Below are 18480 nucleotides of genomic sequence, written 5' to 3' on the forward strand. Positions count from 1 at the left end.
GCGCATGAGGATGCGTCGTGGGTGATATCGGCAGACAGGATGCCCTGACCGGCGGACCGGTCGCACGGGCCGGGCGGCTGGACAGCGCGCGCTTCGATGCCTTGCGTGCGCGCATGCAGGCGGCGTCGGCGACGCCGTCGCAGTTGCGCGCGCATCCGCGCGCGGCCGATGGCGAACCCTGTTCCTGCGAACAGGCGCGCGCCTGGTTCCTCGAACAGTGGGAAGGATCGAGCGCGCTCTACCACGTGGTGAGCCGCTGGCGACTCGACGGGACGCTCGACGAAGCAGCGCTGCAGCAGGCGCTCGACGCGCTGGTGGCGCGGCACGAATCGCTGCGCACCGGCTTCCCGGCCGTCGACGGCGAACCGGTGCAGCGCATCGCCACGCACGCGCACTGTCCACTCGAGCGCATCGCCGCGGCCGACGCCGACGCGCACGCGCAGCGCCCCTTCGATCTCGAACAGCCGCCGCTGCTGCGCGCAGCGCTGTGGCACGCCGACGACGGCGCGCAGAGGCTGCAGCTGGTGACCCATCACATCGTGTCCGACGGCTGGTCGCAGGGCGTGCTGCAGCGCGAACTGGGTGCGCTGTACGCGGCCGCGCGGCGCGGCGACGATGCCGCACTGCCGCCGCTGCCGCTGCAGTACGCCGATTTCGCGCGCTGGCAGCGCGAACGCCTGCACGGCAGCGCTTACGGCGCACTGCTCGGCTACTGGCGCGACACGCTGAGCGGACTGCCGCTGCAGGCGCTGCCGACCGACCGGCCCCGCCCGGCGCAGCCGGACTACCGTGGCGCCACGGTGGATTTCCGTCTCGACGCCGCACTCACCGGCAAGGTGCGCGCGCTCGCCCGCCGCCACGGCTGCTCGCTCTACATGGCGCTGCTGGCCGCCTTCAAACTGCTGCTGGCGCGCTGGAGCGGACAGAATGACGTCGTCGTCGGCACGCCGGTGGCCGGTCGCGGCCAGCCCGAACTCGACCACCTGATCGGCTTCTTCGCCAATACGCTGGTGCTGCGCACCCGGCTCGACCTGCAGGCCGGCGTCGCCGATCTGCTCGACCGCGTTCGCGCGACCGCGCTCGGTGCCTTCGACCACGCGGCGATGCCGTTCGAGAAGCTGGTCGAGGAACTGAAGCCGCCGCGCGACCCGGGGCGCAACCCGCTGTTCCAGGTCATGTTCGCGCTGCGCAACGCGCCGCGGGCCGATCTGCAGCTGCCCGGCATCGCTGCGCAGCCGCAGGCGCTGCGCAGCGACATTGCCAAGTTCGATCTGACGCTGGAGCTGAGCGAACACGACGACGGCATCAATGCGCAGATCGAATACGCCCGCGCACTGTTCGACGCCGCGACCGCGGCGCGCATGGCGGACCACTACCGCAGCCTGCTCGAAGGCATGGTGGCCGACGACGGTCTGCCGGTCGGCCGGCTGCCGATGTACGCCAGCGATGCGGCGCGCGACGGCAAGGACACCGCCGTCGATTACCCGGCGGACGCCACGCTGGCATCGATGTTCGCGCAGCAGGTCGCACGGTCGCCAGACGCCGCCGCGCTGGCCTGCGGCGACCGGGTGCTCGGCTACGCCGAGCTGAATGCACGCGCCAACCGCGTCGCCCACCGGCTGCGCGCACTCGGCGTCGGGCCGGATCGCTGCGTCGCGGTCTGCATGGGGCGCAGCTTCGAACTGGTGATCGCGCTCATCGCCATCCAGAAGGCAGGCGGCGCCTACGTGCCGATCGACCCGGACTATCCGGACGCGCGCATCGACTACATGCTGGACGACGCCGCCGCGCCGGTGCTGCTGACCGAGCGTGCGCTGGGCGCACGCTTCGCCGCGCGCGCTGCGACGGTGATCTGCCTCGACGACGACGACTGCGCCGACATGCCGGCGCACGACCCGGCGCCGTCGGCCGGGCCGCGCGACCTCGCCTATGTCATCTACACCTCGGGTTCGACCGGCCAGCCCAAGGGCGTGATGATCGAGCACGCCGCCATCTGCAATCACATGCACTGGATGCTCGCCACCTTCGGCTTCGACGCATCCGACCGCGTGCTGCAGAAGACCGGCATCTCGGCCGACGCCTCGGTGTGGGAGCTGCTCGCGCCGCTGTTCTGTGGCGCCTGCATGGTGCTGGCCGAGCCCGGCAGCCAGCGCGATCCGTCGTCGCTGGTGCGACAGATGCAGGCACAGCGCATCACCGTCATGCAGGTGGTGCCGTCGCTGCTGCGCGCACTGCTGGCCGAGCCAGGCTTCGCCGCCTGCGCGGCGCTGCGGCAGATGTTCTGCGGCGGCGAAGCGCTGGAAGCGCCGGTGGTTACCGCCTTCTTCGCGCGCAGCACGGCGCGTCTGCACAACCTGTACGGCCCGACAGAGGCGGCCATCGACGCCACCTGGTGGACCTGTGATGGCGCGCCCGGCGCGCAGGTACCGATCGGCCGGCCGATCAGCAACATGCAGGCTTACGTACTGGACGAAGCGATGCAGCCCGTGCCGGCCGGCGTCGCCGGCGAACTGTATCTGGGCGGCATCGGTCTCGCGCGCGCCTACCTGGGCAAGCCGGCGCTGACCGCCGAACGCTTCGTCACCGATCCCTTCGACCCGCGCGGCGGTGCACGCCTCTACCGCACCGGCGACAGCGTCATCCGGCGCGCCGACGGCGCACTGGTATTCGTCGGCCGCGTCGATCACCAGATCAAGCTGCGCGGCTTCCGCATCGAGCCGGGCGAGATCGAGGCCGCGCTGTGCGCCGACGCGACCGTCGAGCAGGCGGTCGTCGTCGCACGCGAAGAGCGTCTGGTCGCCTACGTGACCGGCGCCGGGCACCGGCCGGACGCCGCCGCGCTGCGCCGCCGACTGCAAGACAGTTTGCCGGCGCATCTGGTGCCAGCCGCCATCGTCTTGCTCGACGCGCTGCCGCTGACTTCGCACGGCAAGCTCGACCGTAACGCGTTGCCTCAGCCCGACTCCGCCGCAGCCGGTGACGACGCGCCGCGCACGCCGCTCGAATGCGAACTGGCGGCGCTGTGGGCCGAGGTACTGGGCCTTCCGGCAGTCGGCACGCGCGACAGCTTCTTCGACCTGGGCGGCCACTCACTGCTCGCCGCGCGACTGGCGGCGAGGCTGCGCGCCCGCTTCGGCATCGACGTGCCGCTCGGCGCCTTGCTCGACGCACCGAGCGTGCAGGCGATGGCGCGCTGGCTGGACGGCCGGACCGCGGTGACCGCGAACGACACGGCGACACTGCACGCACTGTTCGAAGCACAGGCGGCGCGCACGCCGGACGCGGTGGCGCTGGTGCACGCCGGACGCACGCTGAGTTACGGCGAGCTGAATGCGCGCGCCAACCGCATCGCGCACGCCTTGCGCCGGCGCGGTGTCGGCGCCGACACGCCGGTCGGCGTGCAGCTCGAACTGTCGTGCGACCTGGTGGCCGCGGTGCTCGGCGTACTGAAATCCGGCGGCGCCTACCTGCCGCTGGATACGCGCAATCCGCCGGCACGCACGCTGTGGATGCTGGCCGACGCCGGGGCGACGCTGCTGCTCACCACGCGCACCACGGCATTGTCGGAGGCCCCGGGCGTCACTGCGCTCCACCTCGACGACGAAGACTGGCTGCGTGACGAGCCAGTGCACGACCCTGAGCACGACCCTGAGCACAACCCTGAGCACGACGGCACGGCCGACACCCTGGCCTATGTGCTTTACACCTCCGGCTCGACCGGCACGCCCAAGGGCGTCATGGTCGGTCACGCGGCGATCGGCAACCGCATGCGCTGGCTGGTCGGGCAGTTCGGCATCGGCGCTGGCGACGCCATGCTGGCGCATGCCTCGATCGGCTTCGACGTGTCGGTCGGCCAGCTGTTCGCCTGCCTGATCGCCGGCGGCCGCTGCGTGCTGGCCGGCGACGCGCTGCGCAGCGATGCCGCCGCACTGATCGAACTGAGCCGGCGTGAGCGCGTGACGCTGTGGGATTTCACGCCGGCGCTGCTGCGCCTGCTGCTCGACGAACCGCCGCTGCCGGAATGCCGCGCGCTGCGCCACGTGTTCTGCGGCGGCGAAGCGATGGACGCCGCGCTGGCGCGCACCTTCCGCGCCCGCTGCGGCGCCGCGCTCCACAATATGTACGGCCCGACCGAAGCCGCCATCGACGCCACCTTCTGGACCTGCACCGACAGCGACGGCGACGGATCACCGCCGATCGGCCACCCGATCGCCAACGCGAGCGCCTGCGTGCTCGACGAGCGCATGCAGCCGCTGCCGGTCGGTGTCGAAGGCGAGCTCTACATCGGCGGCGCCGGCCTCGCCCGCGGCTATGTCGGACGACCCGAACTGACGGCCGAACGCTTCGTGCCCGACCCCTTCGATCCAGCGCCCGGCGCCCGCCTCTACCGCACCGGCGACCGCGTGCGCCGGCGCGCCGACGGCGCGCTGATGTTCGCCGGGCGTGCCGATCACCAGATCAAGCTGAATGGCGTGCGCATCGAACCAGGCGAGATCGAGGCCGCCCTGACGGCCCTGCCCGGCGTGCGTCAGGCCGCGGTCATGGCACAGGCCGATGGTCAGCGTCTGGTCGCCTGGGCCGGCGGCCGCGATCTGGATGCCGCCGCACTGCGCGCCGCACTCGCGCGCATGCTGCCCACCAGCATGCTGCCGAGCGCCATCGTCGTACTCGAACAGCTGCCGCTGACCGCCAACGGCAAGATCGATCGTGATGCGCTGCCGCCACCCGACGACCACGCCACAGCGGGCACTCACGCCGTCGCACGCACGCCGCTGCAGCAGACGCTGGTCGAGCTGTGGGCGGAGGTGCTTGACCGGCGCAGCGTGGGTATCGACGACGACTTCTTCGCGCTCGGTGGCCACTCGCTGCTGGCGGCGCGTCTGGTCAGCCGGCTGCGCACGCTGCTCGACCAGCCGCTGCCGCTGCGCGCGCTGTTCGAAGCACCCACCGTGGCGGCGATGGCCGCCCGTCTCGAAGCGCTGCGTGACGACGCTTCGCCCGCACACCTGATCGCGCAGCCGTCGACCGGCGGGCTCGAAACAGCCTGCGCACATGCGCAGGCGGGCCTGTGGTTCATCGAGCGGATGGGCACCCGCGGCGGGCTCTACCACATCGTCAACCGCTGGCGCATCGCCGGCGAACTCGACGTCGATGCGCTGCAGTGTGCGCTCGACGCGCTGCTCGCCCGGCAATCGGCGCTGCGCACCGGATTCGACGAACGCGAGGGACGACCGCATCTGCGCATCGACGCCGACGCGCGCTGCGTCGTCGAGCAGATCGCCGCGGCGGACGCCGACGCGCACGCCGAGCGCCCCTTCGACCTGGCGCAGCCGCCGCTGCTGCGCGTGGCGCTGTGGCGCGACGACGAAGGTGCCGAGGTGCTGCAGACGGTCATCCATCACATCATTTCCGACGGCTGGTCGCAGGCGGTGCTGAACCGCGAACTGGGTGCGCTGTACGCCGCAGCGCGCCGCGGTGGCCACGCCACGCTGCCTGCGCTGCCGCTGCAGTACGCCGACTACGCACGCTGGCAACGCGCGCTGCTGGACGGCCCGGCCGGCGAGCGCCTGCTCGGCTACTGGCGCCGGCAGCTGGACGGCCTGGGCGCGCTCGAACTGCCGACCGACCGGCCGCGGCCGAAGCACGCGGATTACCGCGGCGGCAGCGTCGACTTCGTGCTCGACGCGTCACTCACTGCCGCCCTGCGCGCGCTCGCGCGTCGCACCGGCTGCACGCTCTACATGGTGCTGCTGGCCGCCTTCCAGCTGCTGCTCGCACGCTGGAGCGGACAGGACGACATCGCCGTCGGCACACCGGTGGCCGGCCGCGCCCAGCCCGAACTCGACCACCTGATCGGCTTCTTCACCGACACCCTGGTGCTGCGTACCCGCATCGATCTCGACGCTGACGTGCGCGCACTGCTGGAGCAGGTCAGAGCGACCTCGCTCGGCGCCTTCGAGCACGCCGAACTGCCCTTCGACCGTCTGGTCGAGGCGCTGCGGCCGCAGCGCGAAGGCGGCCGCAATCCACTGTTCCAGGTCATGTTCGTGCTGCAGAACGCGCCGGCCGAAACGCTGACGCTGGCCGGCGCCTCGACCCATGCGCTGCCGGCGGCACGGCCGGTGGCGAAGTTCGACCTGACACTGGACCTGACCGAAACCGCTGACGGTCTCGCCGCGCAGTTCGCCTATGCCACCGCACTGTTCGATCGCGGCACGCTGGAGCGCATGGCCGGTCATTACCGCCAGCTGCTTGCCGCCATGGTGGCCGACGAAGGCAGCGCCGTCGGCCGCCTGCCGCTGCTGACGCCGGCCGAACGCCAGAGCGTGCTGATCGACCGTAACGACACCGCCTCCGACTACCCGGCGGAGGCCACGCTGGCGTCGCTGTTCGAAGCCCGAGTCAGGCAGGCGCCGGACGCCCCGGCGCTGATCAGTGGCGAACAGGTGCTGAGCTACGGCGAACTGAACGCGCGCGCCAACCGGCTCGCCCACCGGCTGCGCGCGCTCGGCGTAGGTCCCGATCGCTGCGTCGGTCTGTGCATGGCGCGCAGCGTCGAGCTGGTGATCGGCGCGCTGGCCATCGTCAAGGCGGGCGGCGCCTACGTACCGATGGACCCGGCCTGGCCGGCGGCGCGCATCGCCCGACTGCTGGGCGACACACGGTCCGCCTGGGTGGTCGCCGGGCGCGAGGCCGACACGCCCCTCGATGGCCTCGCGGTGCAGGTGCTGCACGCCGACGACGCGACATTGCAGGCCGAACCGGCCTCCGATCCGCCGCCGCTGGGCAACAGTCGCAGCCTGGCCTACGTCATCTACACCTCCGGTTCGACCGGCCAGCCCAAAGGCGTCATGGTCGAACAGCGCAGCGTCGCGCGGCTCGTGTTCGGTTGCGACTACGCGCACTTCGGCCCGGACGAAACCTTCCTGCTGCTGGCACCGATGGCCTTCGATGCATCGACCTTCGAACTGTGGGGCGCGCTGCTGCACGGCGCGCGCTGCGTCATCCACCCGGAGGCAGCGGCGACGGCCGCCGGTCTCGAAGCGACGATCGAACGGCACGGCGTCAGCACGCTGTGGCTCACCGCGGCGCTGTTCAACGCGGTGATCGACGAACGGCCGACGGCGCTGCGTGGACTGCGCCAGCTGCTGACCGGCGGCGAGGCGCTGTCGCTGCCGCACGTGAAGCGCGCGCTGGCGGCCCTGCCGGGCGTCGCGCTGATCAACGGCTACGGGCCGACCGAAAGCACCACCTTCACCTGCTGCCAGCGCATTCCGAACCCGCTGCCAGAAGACTGGGCCGCCATTCCGATCGGCCGGCCGATCGCCAACACCACGGTCTACATCCTCGACGCGTGGGGCCAGCCGGTACCGGACGGCGTCGAAGGTGAGCTGTACATCGGCGGCGCCGGTCTCGCCCGCGGCTACATCGGCGCGCCCACGCTGACCGCCGAGCGCTTCGTCGCGCCCGCCTTCGAGGATTGCCCGGACGCACGCCTGTACCGCACTGGCGACCGCGTGCGCTGGCGCCACGATGGCAGCATCGCCTTCGTCGGCCGCAACGACCAGCAGATCAAGCTGCGCGGCTTCCGCATCGAACCGGGCGAGATCGAAGCCGCGCTGGCTGCGCTGCCCGGCGTGAATCAGGCCGTCGTCATGTTGCGCACCGCAGCCGACGGCGAGCGCCGCCTGTTCGCCTGGGCAAGCGGAGAGCGCTTGGACGGCGCAGCGCTGCGCGTACAGCTCGCGCAGACGCTGCCGGAATTCATGCTGCCGTCCGCCGTGGTCGCGCTCGAACGCATGCCGGTGACCGCCAACGGCAAGCTCGATCGCGCCGCACTGCCGGCGCCCGACGCGCTCAATGCGCCACGCACGAGGCGAGCGCCCACCGATGCGGCCGAGCGCCACCTGCTGGCGATCTGGGAGTCGCTGTTCGGGCGCGACGGGCTGTCCACCGACGACGACTTCTTCGCCATCGGCGGCCATTCGCTGCTCGCCGTGCGTCTGGTCGACGCGATCGAGCGCACCTTTGGCGTACGCCTGCCGCTGGACACCTTCTGGTTCCGCGGCAACACCATCCGCGACATCGCCGGCCTGCTGCGCGGCGCCGGCGCACCGCTGCGCTGGCCGGTGCTGGTGCCGATCCGGCCCGGCGGCACGCGCCGTCCGCTGTTCTGCGTGCACACGATAGGCGGCAACCTGTTCCACTACTACGAACTGGCGAAGGCGCTGCCGGACGGACAACCGGTCATGGGACTGAACGCGGTCGGCGTCGGCGGCGCCGAGCCGGCGCGCAGCCGCATCGCCGACATCGCCGCCGACTGCATCAGTGCGATGCGCAGCGCGCAGCCGGCGGGGCCTTACCGCCTGCTCGGCTTCTCCAGCGGCGGCACCGTCGCCTACGAGATGGCGCAGCAACTGCGTGCAGCCGGCGAGCAGGTCGATTTCCTCGGCCTGCTCGACACCTGGGCGCCGGGCACCTACCTGCGCGCACCGGACGGGAGTCTGATCGATCGCCTCATCGCGCCGCTGCGCCCCTACACCGACCGGCGACGCCTGCAGCACCTCGTCTGTTCGCTCACCGGTCTGTCGCCGCGCCGTTTCCCGGACGCCGCGTCGGCGCACTGGTGGGCGCACTGGAGCTACCGCCCGGCCACCTATCCCGGCCGCGTCGACCTGTACGTCGCCGACGCGTCACGGCTGGAGGCGAGCGCGCCCTGTCTCGGCTGGTCGAGCCGGGTCACCGGGCCGCTGGTACAGCACCCGGTGGAAGGCAGTCACGGTCTGATGGTGAAGCCGCCGCGCGTGCACGAAATCGCGCAGATGCTGCGGCAGCGACTGGATGAGCTCGATGCCGCCACTGACTGACGGTACACCCGCGTTGGCGGTCGACGAGGTCCATCTGTGGCTGGCGCGTGTGGACGACGCGCCGCCGACCGACACGCTCGCCACCTGGCTCGACGATGCCGAACGCGTCCGCCTTGCCCGCTTGCAGCGCGAAGAGGACCGCGCACTGTTCGCACTCGCACACGCGTCGCTGCGCGACGTGCTGGCGCGCAGCCTTGGCATCGCCGCGCGCAGCGTGCAGATCGACTGCGACGAGCACGGCAAGCCCCGTCTCGCCGCCGTCCACGCCAGCGATCTCTGCTTCAACCTGGCGCACGCCGGCCGGGCGGTACTGATAGGCATCGCCCGCGGCCGCGAACTCGGCGTAGACATCGAAGCCGTGATCGCGCACGACGACCTGCGCGCGGTGGCGGAACAGGTGTACTCGGCGGACGAGAGAGCGGCGCTCGACCTCTGCCCGGCAGCAGCGCGCACCGATCTGTTCTACACGCTGTGGACGCGCAAGGAAGCCTGCCTGAAAGCCTGGGGCTGCGGCCTCGACGGCCCGCTGCAGCAGTTCAGCGTGCACGCCGCCGCGTACGACGACGTCGCCGCTCCGGCCGGCAGTGCCTTACCACCACTGCACTGCCGCGACCTGCCGGCGCCGCCGGGACATGTCGCGGCGATCGCCGTCAGCGGAGGACCGACGACGGCGGTGTGCAGGCGCTGGCACGCTTAGGCGCCGTGGGCCTTCGGCGACCCGGGCGCATCCTCGCCGCAGGAAGGCATCGCGCGCAGCCTGCCCCGCTCAGCCGCGGCGACGCACTGCCAGCGACAGCAGGCCGAGGCCTGCCAGCATCATCGCGTAACTGCCAGGCTCGGGCACGGCGAGCGCCAGCGCGTGCGACGCCTGAACGTCCAGCGTCGGCGCCATCGCGTAGAGCAGGCCCTGATTGAAGTCGCTCGCCGAATCGCTGATCACGCCGACCGAGGTATTGCCACTGCCCAGCACCTCGAACGACAGGGTCGCCAGCGCCAGCGAGGTCTGACCCGCGTCGACCACACCGGGGAAGGCGGAGCCGGACAGCACGAGGCCGGTGAAGGCCGAATCGTCGCTCCAGCCGTCGGCAAGCGACACTCCCAGCAGCTTCAGCAGGCTGCTGTCGAAGGACAGTGCCAGACCGAAGGCCAGCAGTTCGTCGCCGGCGCGTTCGCCGTCGAAGGGCTGGAGCAGCGACACATCCAGCGTGAAGGTCTGGCCGACCGCCGCGCTTGCGTTGCCGGACAGCGAGACGGTGGCGGCCTGGGCCGACAGGGTGCCGGCGGCGATCAGCGCGGCGACGAGGGTCTTGATCATCATGTGGATTCTCCTTGCGGGGCGGCGCCGTCAGGCGCCGCCGCCTGTGGTCACTGAGCGCTCACTGCTTGGTGAACAGTGCGTACCAGAGCTTGTAGTCGGCCTGGGTGATGCAGCGGTCGCTGTCGAAATCAGCCAGCGGCTGGTAACGCGCGTCGCCGTCGCAGCTTCCGAGCGCGGCGCGCTGGGCATCACGGTCGGCCACGTTGATGACGCCGTCACCGTTGATGTCGCCACGCTTGCGCACCGCGAAGGGCACGCGGGCGGCGGCTTCCTCGTAGCCGTCGTTCAGCAGGAAGACCGCGTAGTACTCGCCGGCCGCCAGACCGCTGAACGACGCCGTACCTGCGGCCCCGCCGGCATAGCGCCACAGCACCGACGGGCTGCTGCTGCCCGGCGTCTGGGTCGAGCGGTAGATGCCTATCCAGTCCTTCGCATTGCCCGGCATGCCCGACCAGTTCACCTCCAGCGTGTCGCCGGTGCGGATGAGGTTGCGGGTAACGCCGAGCACGCGCGGATCCGGTTCCGGCTCGCTGCCCTCACCAACGGTAAATTCCACGCGGTTGGATACTTCGGTGTAGGAGTCGTTGATGTACAGCGCGAGGAAGTACTCGCCATCCGGCAGCGGCTCCGGCGGCGACAGGCTGCCGCTGGCGCGGCCATCGACGTAGTAGTAGTTCACCAGCAGGTCGATGCCCGGCACGGCGCCCTTGCGGAACACGCCGATATAGTCCTTGGCCGTGGCCGGACCGTCGGAGAAGCGGATGTCCAGACGCTCGCCGCTGGCCAGTGCGGTCTTGACCAGACTGACGCTCGCGATCTCGCTGCCCACGGCGAACGGCACGCGGTCGGAAATTTCGAAGTAGGCATCGTTGATGAAGAAGGCGGCGTAGTAATAGCCCTTGTTCAGCGCGCCCAGCGTGACGCTGCCGGATTCGGTCGGCGTATAGGCCCAGGTGGTGGAACCGATGCCGCCCGGCGTCTGGCCGACGCGGTACACGCCGATCCAGTCCTTGGCGCCGGCCGGTGCGCCGCTCCAGCTGAAGGCCGGCCGCTCGCCGACGTTGAACTGGGTCTTGTTGATCGTCAGTTCCGGCATGTTGCCGACATAGAAGGCCATGCGCGGCGCGATTTCGACATAGCTGTCGTCGGTGAAGAAGGCGGCGAAGTATTCGACGCCTGCCGCCAGTCCCGAGAACGCCATCTGCCCGTTCACGCCCGACACATAGCCCCACTTGAGCGACGGCGTGGCAGAACCCGGCGTCTGACCCTTGCGATAGATGGCCACCCAGTCCTTGGCCTTGCCGCGACCGTTCAGGTACTCGACGGTGACCGGCTCGTCCGGTGACCACACCTTCTTCGCCAGACGCAGAGCCGGGTCGCCTTCGGCGCTGCCTTCGACCTTGAAGCTACGCGCCTCCGACCACGGCGACCATTCGGCATTCGCGTCGCGGTGGCGGGCGCGGATGTAGTAACTGCCGTTGTTCAGGCCGTACTGCTGCACGGTATAGGTTTCGATATCGACGCCGGCATGGATGTCCACCGGCTCGTAATCCGGTGCGCCGGTGTCGCCGTAGACGTTCTCGACGTCGCGGATCAGGTCGACCACGGTGCTGGAGAAAGCGGCATCGCGGGCGATCTGGAACTGCGTGCTGTTCAGCGCCATGCCCGACATCGACATGAAGGGCGACAGCTTGAACGACTGCGGCAGCGTGACCGTTTCGCCATTGGCCGCACCGTTCAGTTCGGGCTTCTCCGGTGCGGCCGCATCGAGGTGACGTTCGAATTCGTCGATCAGCCGGCTGTTGTAGGCGAAGCCCAGCTTCGGGTGTCCTTCGGCATAGGTCGACACCTTCATCGAGCGCGCGTCGAGATCGAAGTCGATCAGCTGCCAGGTCCAGTTGGCGATGGTCTTCTGTACGTCATCCATGTCGCGCTCGGTCGACTGGCCCCAGAACTGGTCCCAGGCGGTACCGCCGCTGATGATGTGGTAGATCGGCCAGTCGCGGGTCTGACCACGCGCGTACAGGTGGTGGTGGGCGCCGATGTTCAGCGCGTGCTTGCGCGTGCCGGCCAGTATCGGCATCGCGGTGTCGCGGAACCACTGCGAAATGTCGCCGACGTACTGTTCCGCCTGATAGGGGCGATGCACGACGCTGATCACCCAGTCGACGTCCGGATCGGCGTCGGCCGCGGTCACCACCTTGCGCAGCCATTCGGCCTGTGCCGAAAAACCCGATTCCGAGTTCAGATACACCAGCAGCACGCGACCGACCTGATGCGCGTAATAGCTTTCGTCGGCCGCGGCGGCGATGCCCTTGTAGCTGATCTGGTCGTAGAAGTTGTGCGCGCGCCAGTTGGCCAGACCCGGGTCGTAGTAGGTTTCGTGATTGCCCAGCGCGGTCATGATGGCCAGATTGCCGGACACCACGGCCGACGGCTTCATGTGCACGAACTCGTAGTGATCGAGCGTGCCGACGTCGACCTGGTCGCCGTTGTTCAGCATGAGCTGCACCGACTCTTCCAGCGGCAGACCGGTCAGGGACTGGATCTTGGCCTTGGCCGCCTGCAGCAGCGGTGTGTGGCGATCGTCGTTGCGCAGCTGATGGTCACCGGTGAGCAGGATGCGGAAGTGACCGCTCTTGCGCGCCGCCGTGGGCTGGGTGCGGAAGCGGAACACCGGCGACACCTGGCTGCCGGTGCGCACGCGGTAGGTGTACAGCGTTTCCGGCTGCAGGCCGGTGAGTTGCACGCCGTGCAGGCGGTAGTTCGCGGCCAGCGTCTGCGCCGAGCCGGAGGCGGTGCGGTTCAGCGGTCCGCCATCCACGCCGTATTCGACGACGGACTCGTCGCCTTCGGCGGTTTTCCACGACACCCAGATCGAGTTCGCGGTCGGCGTCTGCAGGTAGGGAACGATGTCGGCTGCGGCTGCGCTCAGCGACGCGCAGGCGCACACCAGCGCGGCGACGGCGATGCGCAGCCGTCGCACGAATGCGGCATGGAAGTTCATGGTCGGTACATCCGGAAGAAAACCGCCGGATTACAGCGACCCCGGATTACATCTTCGAACGGCTTACCGCCTCGCGGGTGAGCCGTTCGGATCATCCATGCGGCGAAAACATCGTCAGCTCAACGGCTTGCACGTCCCGCACACTGTACCGGTCGCGCAACCGCTACAGCCGTGCGCAGACGCTCAGCGGATCGCGGCTGCGATGTCCGCGGCCAGCGCATCGGCCAGCCGGCCGTGCGCCTCGACCAGCGCTTCGTAGGTCTGCGCGCGTACCGGTTCGCTGCGGCTGAAGCGTCCGCTGCCGATGTCGTTGCCATGGCCGCGGACGGCCCACACGGCTTCCAGCGTGACTGACGAGAAGCCGTCGGCATCGAGTCGCAGCACGTCCACCGGCACCGTCAGATCGGGCCGGGCGACGCTGTTCTGCGGGGCAGCCACCACGCGCGCCAATCCACGCTCGCGTGCGATGGCGGTGGCGAGCCGGCGAGCCAGTTCGGCTTTCAGCGACCCCGCCCAGCGGTGACCCTGTGCCGGCTCGGCGCGCGCACCGGCGACGCGCTGCACGATCTGCAGACGGTCCACCGCTTCCGGCAGGCTGATCGGACCGACGACGACGCTCGGTGACGCTGCGCCGGCAGCGACCGGCGCTTCGCCGGTGGTGAGCGTGTAGTGGCGTACGGTGGGCGAACTGCCGCATCCGCCAAGCAGCAGTGCGACCATGGCGACCGGAATCAGACGAAGACGGCTCACGGTTTCTCCTCGGGCTTGCCGCGCAGCAGCGCTTCCGGGTTGCGTTCCAGCATGTCGGCGAGATGGCGCAGCGACAGCGCGGCGCGCGACAGTTCCTGCAGGCTGTCGCGCAGGTCCTGCTGCAGCGGCGCGTCGCTGGCCAGCAGGCGACGTCCGTCGGCGACAGCGGCGCGGGCCTCGGCCATGGTCTGCTGCGTTTCGGCGACGGCGGCGCGCACTTCGTTCGACGCCAGTCCGTCCAGCCGCTGCATCAGCGCCTCGGTGCGCTCGACCGCGCTGGCCAGACCGGCGATGGCACGGCGCGTTTCGGCGGCGATGTCGTCCAGCGGCAGGCGGTCGATCTTGGCGGCGATGCGGCTCAGCGTCGCCTGCAGTTCGTCCAGGCTGCCGCGCTGCGTCGGCAGTTGCGGCGGCCGCCCGGCCCAGTCGACCTTCGCCGTGTCCGCATTGGGAAAGAAGTCCATCGCGACATAGAGCTGACCGGTGACCAGGTTGCCGTTGCGCAGCTGGGCGCGCAGACCGCGCTTGATCAGGCGGTCGACGAAGGCGCGGAAGTCGGCCTCGCTCATGTCCTGCGTGGTGTCCTTGCGCGACTGCATGCGCTCCGGGAACACCGCGATGTCGACCTGCAGGCCGACGTCGGCGGCGTCGACATCGACGTCGGGCGAGATCGCAATCACCTCGCCGATCTGGATGCCGCGAAAGTCGACCGGCGCACCGACCGACAGGCCGCGCAGGGTTTCGGTGAAACGCAGCTGCCAGATCTGCGCATTCGAACTGGGCTGTTTGAGCGCCTCGGCGCGGGTCGAGAACAGGCGGAAGTCCTGGCCCGCCGGCGCCGCCTCGGTATCGCCGCCGGGCGGCGTTTCGAAGGCCAGCCCGCCGGCCAGTATCGCGGTGGCCGATTCGGTGTTGAGCTGCAGCCCCTCGGCGCCCAGTTTCAGGTCGATGCCGCTGGCGTTCCAGAAGCGCGTATCTATCGTGACGAAGCGGTCGTAGGGCGATTTGATGAACACCTGGATGTCGAGATGCTGACCGGCGTCGTCAAGCTTGAAGGCGGTCACCTGCCCGGCCTGGATGCGCCGGAAATACACCGGCGTGCCGACATCGATCGAGCCCAGCGTGTCGGCGTGCAGCGCGAAGCTGCGCCCCGGCACGCCGAGCGACACGACAGGTGCGTCCTCCAGACCGACGAAATCGCGGCGCGCCTCGCCCGACTTGCCGGCGTCCATGCCGACATAGGTGCCGGACAGCAGCGTATCGAGACCCGACACCGCGCTGCCCGACACCTTGGCGCTGACCACCCAGAAACGCGTGTCCTCGACCAGCAGCGGTGCCGCCTCGCGCGCCATCTGCGCGGTGGCGACAACGTGGCTGCCGTCCTCGGCCAGCCGCACGGTGCTGATCTGGCCGACGTCGACGTCCTTGTACTTGATGCGCGTCTTGCCGGGCTCCAGCCCGGTGCCGGTGCGGAACTGCAGCGTCACCACCGGCCCCTGTTCGTACCAGGTGCGGGCAGCGAGGAAGAGCCCGATCAGCGCGGCGACGATGGGGATCACCCACACCAGCGGGATGCGGAAGCGGCGCGGCGGGTCGACCACTGCAGTGGGCAGCGCGGGCGGAGTCGGGTCAGACATGGGCGGCAGGTTTCCCGGGTTCGGTAAGAGGGTCCCAGATCAGGCGCGGGTCGAAGCTCATCGCCGCGAACATGGTCAGCACGACGACGGCGCCGAAGGCGATCGCCGCCGGCCCGGCCTCTATCGTGGCCAGGCCACGGAAATTGACGAGCGCCACCAGTATCGTGATGACGTAGATGTCGAGCATGGACCAGCGGCCGACGAATTCGACGATGCGGTAGAGTCGGGTGCGCTGCATGACACTGCGCCGCGAGCGGCGCTGCACCGTCACGGTGAGCCAGGCGAGCGCGATGATCTTCAGCAGCGGCACCATGATGCTGGCGAAGAACACCACCGCCGCCAGCGGCCACGAACCGCTCTGCCACAGGAACACGACGCCGCTCATGATGGTGTCCTGCTGGCGACCGAGCAGCGAGGAAGTGGTCATCATCGGCAGCAGGTTGGCCGGTACGAACAGCACGGCCGACGCGATGATGAGTGCCCAGGTGGTCGACACGCTGGCCGGCTTGCGCGGGTGCATCGGCGCGCGGCAGCGCGGGCAGCGCAGCAGCGCCGCGCGATCGGCCGGAATGTGCGCGAGCTGGCCGCACACATGGCAGCTCATCAGCCCCGCTTCGCGCGCGGTCAGGTCGCGCTTCATGCGTTGGCGCCTTCCGGTGGTACCTGCCACAGCAGCCGCGTGTCGAACGCGCGCCCGGCCAGCGTCAGCGCAACGATCAGTGTCGCCATCGCCCAGAAGGCGGTACCGAGCAGCACGGTCGCCATGTGCGACAGCTTCACCAGTGACACCAGCATGCCGAGCAGGAACACCTCGACCATGCCCCACGGCTGCACCGAACGCACCAGCCGGAAGAAGGGCGCCAGCCGTGGCGACACTCGGCCCAGACGCAGCGGCAGCAGCACCATCAGGATCATCAGCAGTTCGAGCAACGGGAACAGCAGCGCGGTGCCGAACACCAGCGCGGCGACCGGTGTCATGCCGTCCTGCCACAGCACCTGCACCGCGCCGATCAGCGTCACCTCGACGCGCCGCCCCTGCAGTTCGAGGCCGACCAGCGGATAGACGTTGGCGATCACATACAGGATCGCGGCAGTCAGCGTCAGCGCCAGCGTGCGATCGAGGCTGTCCGGCGGATTGCGCGCGAGGAAGGCACCGCAGCGCACGCAGCGCGCAGTCTGCCCGGGCGCGAGTTCGGGCTCGGTCTGCAGCAGATCGCACTCGTGGCAGGCGATGGTCTGGGCGGGCAGCGTGGGATGCGCGTGGGACATGGGCATTACCTTGGAATCAGCGGCGATTGTGCGGGCCGCTGCCGCGGCGCGCAATGTGGCCGCTGCCGGTGCGTGCGCAGCCGGCCGTCAGTGCGCGCCGACGCCGTCGCGCGCCGCCAGCTTGGCGGTGATGTAGTCGGCATGCGGGATGTAGAGCAGGTCGGCCACCTTGCGCATCACGTGCGCTTCGTGCGCGTGCAGATGGCCGTCGGCGTAGGCCACCTGCCACATCAGCTCGATCACGCGCAGCTTGCGTGCGGCGTCGAAGGCGCGGTTCAGCTGGCCGGTGAAGCGCTGGTAGTCGTAGGCCTCGGCCGCCGCGGTGGTCGCCAGTTCGATCAGCCGTTCGATCTCGTCGTCGGCGAGCGCGAACTTGTCGCGCAGCGCCTGCATCGCAGCCGCGCGCTCGTCGTCACCGATGTCCGGGTCGGCGCGCATCACTTCGACCAGCAGCACGGCGGTGGCCAGCTGCAGCTGGTGTTCGGTGGCAACCGGATCGACCGCCGGTGCGGCGAAGCTGTCGAACAGCTCTTTCAGGGTACGGAACATCCATTCATCCTCGTTCGGGCCGGCGCAGGTCGCCGGCCGTGTTGTGCAGAGTGTGCATCGGTGCTGCGTGTTCCCGCCCATGCCGCAGCGAGCGACGGACGATCACGCCGGCAGTTGCGCAAACTCGCGCGCCAGATGATCGACCAACCCGCGCACCGCCGGCAGCAGGCCGCGGCGCGACGGGAACACGACGTGGGCGATGCCGCAGCGCGGCGCCCAGTTGGGCAGCACGTCGATCAGGCGACCGCTGGCGAGGTCGTCGCGCACCATCATGGTCGGCAGCTGGGCGACACCGACGCCGTGCAGCGCGGCGCTGCGCAGCGCGGCCAGGTCGTCGGTCACCAGCCGCGGCGCGTGGCGCACCTGCGCGCTGGCACCGTCCGGGCCTTCCAGCATCCACGCGTGGTCGCGCTGCGCCGGCCCCCAAGCCACGCTGGGCAGCGTTGCGAGATCAGCCGGCACGCGGACCTCGCCCAGCGGCGCGATCAGATCCGGGTGAGCGACCAGGCGTTGCAGGCTGTCGCCCAGTACCTTCATCACGAGGTCGGTGTCCTCCAGCGGCGGAAAGCGCACCCGGATCGCCAGGTCGAAACCTTCGCGGATCACGTCCACGCGCCGGTTCGTGCTTTCCAGATGAATCTGCACGCGCGGACAGGCCGCCATGTAGCGGCTCAGCATGTCGGCCACCTGGTATTCGAGCAGCGCGGTCGGACAGGCCAGCCGTACGATGCCCTGCGGCTCGGCACGCGTGCGCTCGACCGCCTCCTGCGCCGCCTCCGCCTCGACCAGCATGGCGACGCAATGACCGTAATAGGCCTGGCCGATCTCGGTCACCGCGAAGCGGCGCGTCGAGCGCTGGATCAGGCGCACCCCGAGACTGTCTTCCAGCAGCGCGATGCGCCGGCTGAGCTTGGACTTGTGCATGTCGAGCGCGCGCGCCGCCGGCGCAAAGCCGCCGTGCTCGACCACGCGGGCGAAGTAGTAGAGGTCGTTCAGGTCCTGCATCTCAGCTGCCATACCGCCCCCATCGTTCCATCAATAGAACACTGAATAGCGATTTTGCCGTCTAGTGCGTCGATTGTC

Annotated in this window: 10 protein-coding genes; 2 read left to right on the forward strand and 8 right to left on the reverse strand. The window is 69.9% G+C overall.

Going from position 1 to position 18480, the window contains the following annotated elements; all coding sequences use genetic code 11:
- The first annotated feature begins 17 nt into the window (after positions 1–17).
- Together WJU27_RS15060 and WJU27_RS15065 are read left to right on the forward strand one after the other, a co-directional pair.
- On the forward strand, positions 18–8867 hold the full coding sequence (locus WJU27_RS15060) for a non-ribosomal peptide synthetase (RefSeq protein ID WP_341422587.1): 8850 nt from the start codon (positions 18–20) through the stop codon (positions 8865–8867).
- A complete protein-coding gene (locus WJU27_RS15065) occupies positions 8851–9564 on the forward strand; it encodes a 4'-phosphopantetheinyl transferase family protein (RefSeq protein WP_341422588.1) in 714 nt (237 codons plus the stop codon). The genes WJU27_RS15060 and WJU27_RS15065 overlap by 17 nt, the downstream gene beginning before the upstream one ends.
- A gap of 69 nt (positions 9565–9633) precedes the next feature.
- Here the strand turns inward: WJU27_RS15065 and WJU27_RS15070 are convergent, their stop codons facing one another.
- From WJU27_RS15070 to WJU27_RS15105, 8 genes are all read right to left on the reverse strand, one after another.
- The gene (locus WJU27_RS15070; RefSeq protein ID WP_341422589.1) at positions 9634–10185 is read right to left on the reverse strand and encodes a cohesin domain-containing protein; all 552 of its coding nucleotides are present in this window, start codon (positions 10183–10185) and stop codon (positions 9634–9636) included.
- 58 nt (positions 10186–10243) lie between these two features.
- Positions 10244–13192: a fibronectin type III domain-containing protein gene (locus tag WJU27_RS15075; RefSeq protein WP_341422590.1), complete on the reverse strand. Its 2949-nt coding sequence runs from the start codon at positions 13190–13192 to the stop codon at positions 10244–10246.
- A gap of 183 nt (positions 13193–13375) precedes the next feature.
- Positions 13376–13942: a PqiC family protein gene (locus WJU27_RS15080; RefSeq protein ID WP_341422591.1), complete on the reverse strand. Its 567-nt coding sequence runs from the start codon at positions 13940–13942 to the stop codon at positions 13376–13378.
- A complete protein-coding gene (locus WJU27_RS15085; RefSeq protein WP_341422592.1) occupies positions 13939–15579 on the reverse strand; it encodes a PqiB family protein in 1641 nt (546 codons plus the stop codon). Before WJU27_RS15085 ends, WJU27_RS15080 begins: the two co-directional genes overlap by 4 nt.
- A complete protein-coding gene (locus tag WJU27_RS15090) occupies positions 15572–16219 on the reverse strand; it encodes a paraquat-inducible protein A (protein ID WP_341422593.1) in 648 nt (215 codons plus the stop codon). Before WJU27_RS15090 ends, WJU27_RS15085 begins: the two co-directional genes overlap by 8 nt.
- Complete coding sequence (locus WJU27_RS15095) at positions 16216–16848, reverse strand: paraquat-inducible protein A (protein WP_019915660.1); 633 nt, start codon at positions 16846–16848, stop codon at positions 16216–16218. The genes WJU27_RS15090 and WJU27_RS15095 overlap by 4 nt, the downstream gene beginning before the upstream one ends.
- 87 nt (positions 16849–16935) lie before the next feature.
- Positions 16936–17397: a tellurite resistance TerB family protein gene (locus WJU27_RS15100; RefSeq protein ID WP_020163110.1), complete on the reverse strand. Its 462-nt coding sequence runs from the start codon at positions 17395–17397 to the stop codon at positions 16936–16938.
- A 102-nt stretch (positions 17398–17499) separates the two neighbouring features.
- Entirely contained in the window at positions 17500–18402 is a 903-nt protein-coding gene (locus tag WJU27_RS15105; protein WP_341422632.1) for a LysR family transcriptional regulator, read from the reverse strand.
- Positions 18403–18480: the final 78 nt, after the last annotated feature.

The organism is Methyloversatilis sp. NSM2, from assembly GCF_038066675.1.
In the GTDB taxonomy this organism is placed as follows: Bacteria; Pseudomonadota; Gammaproteobacteria; order Burkholderiales; family Rhodocyclaceae; genus Methyloversatilis; species Methyloversatilis discipulorum_A.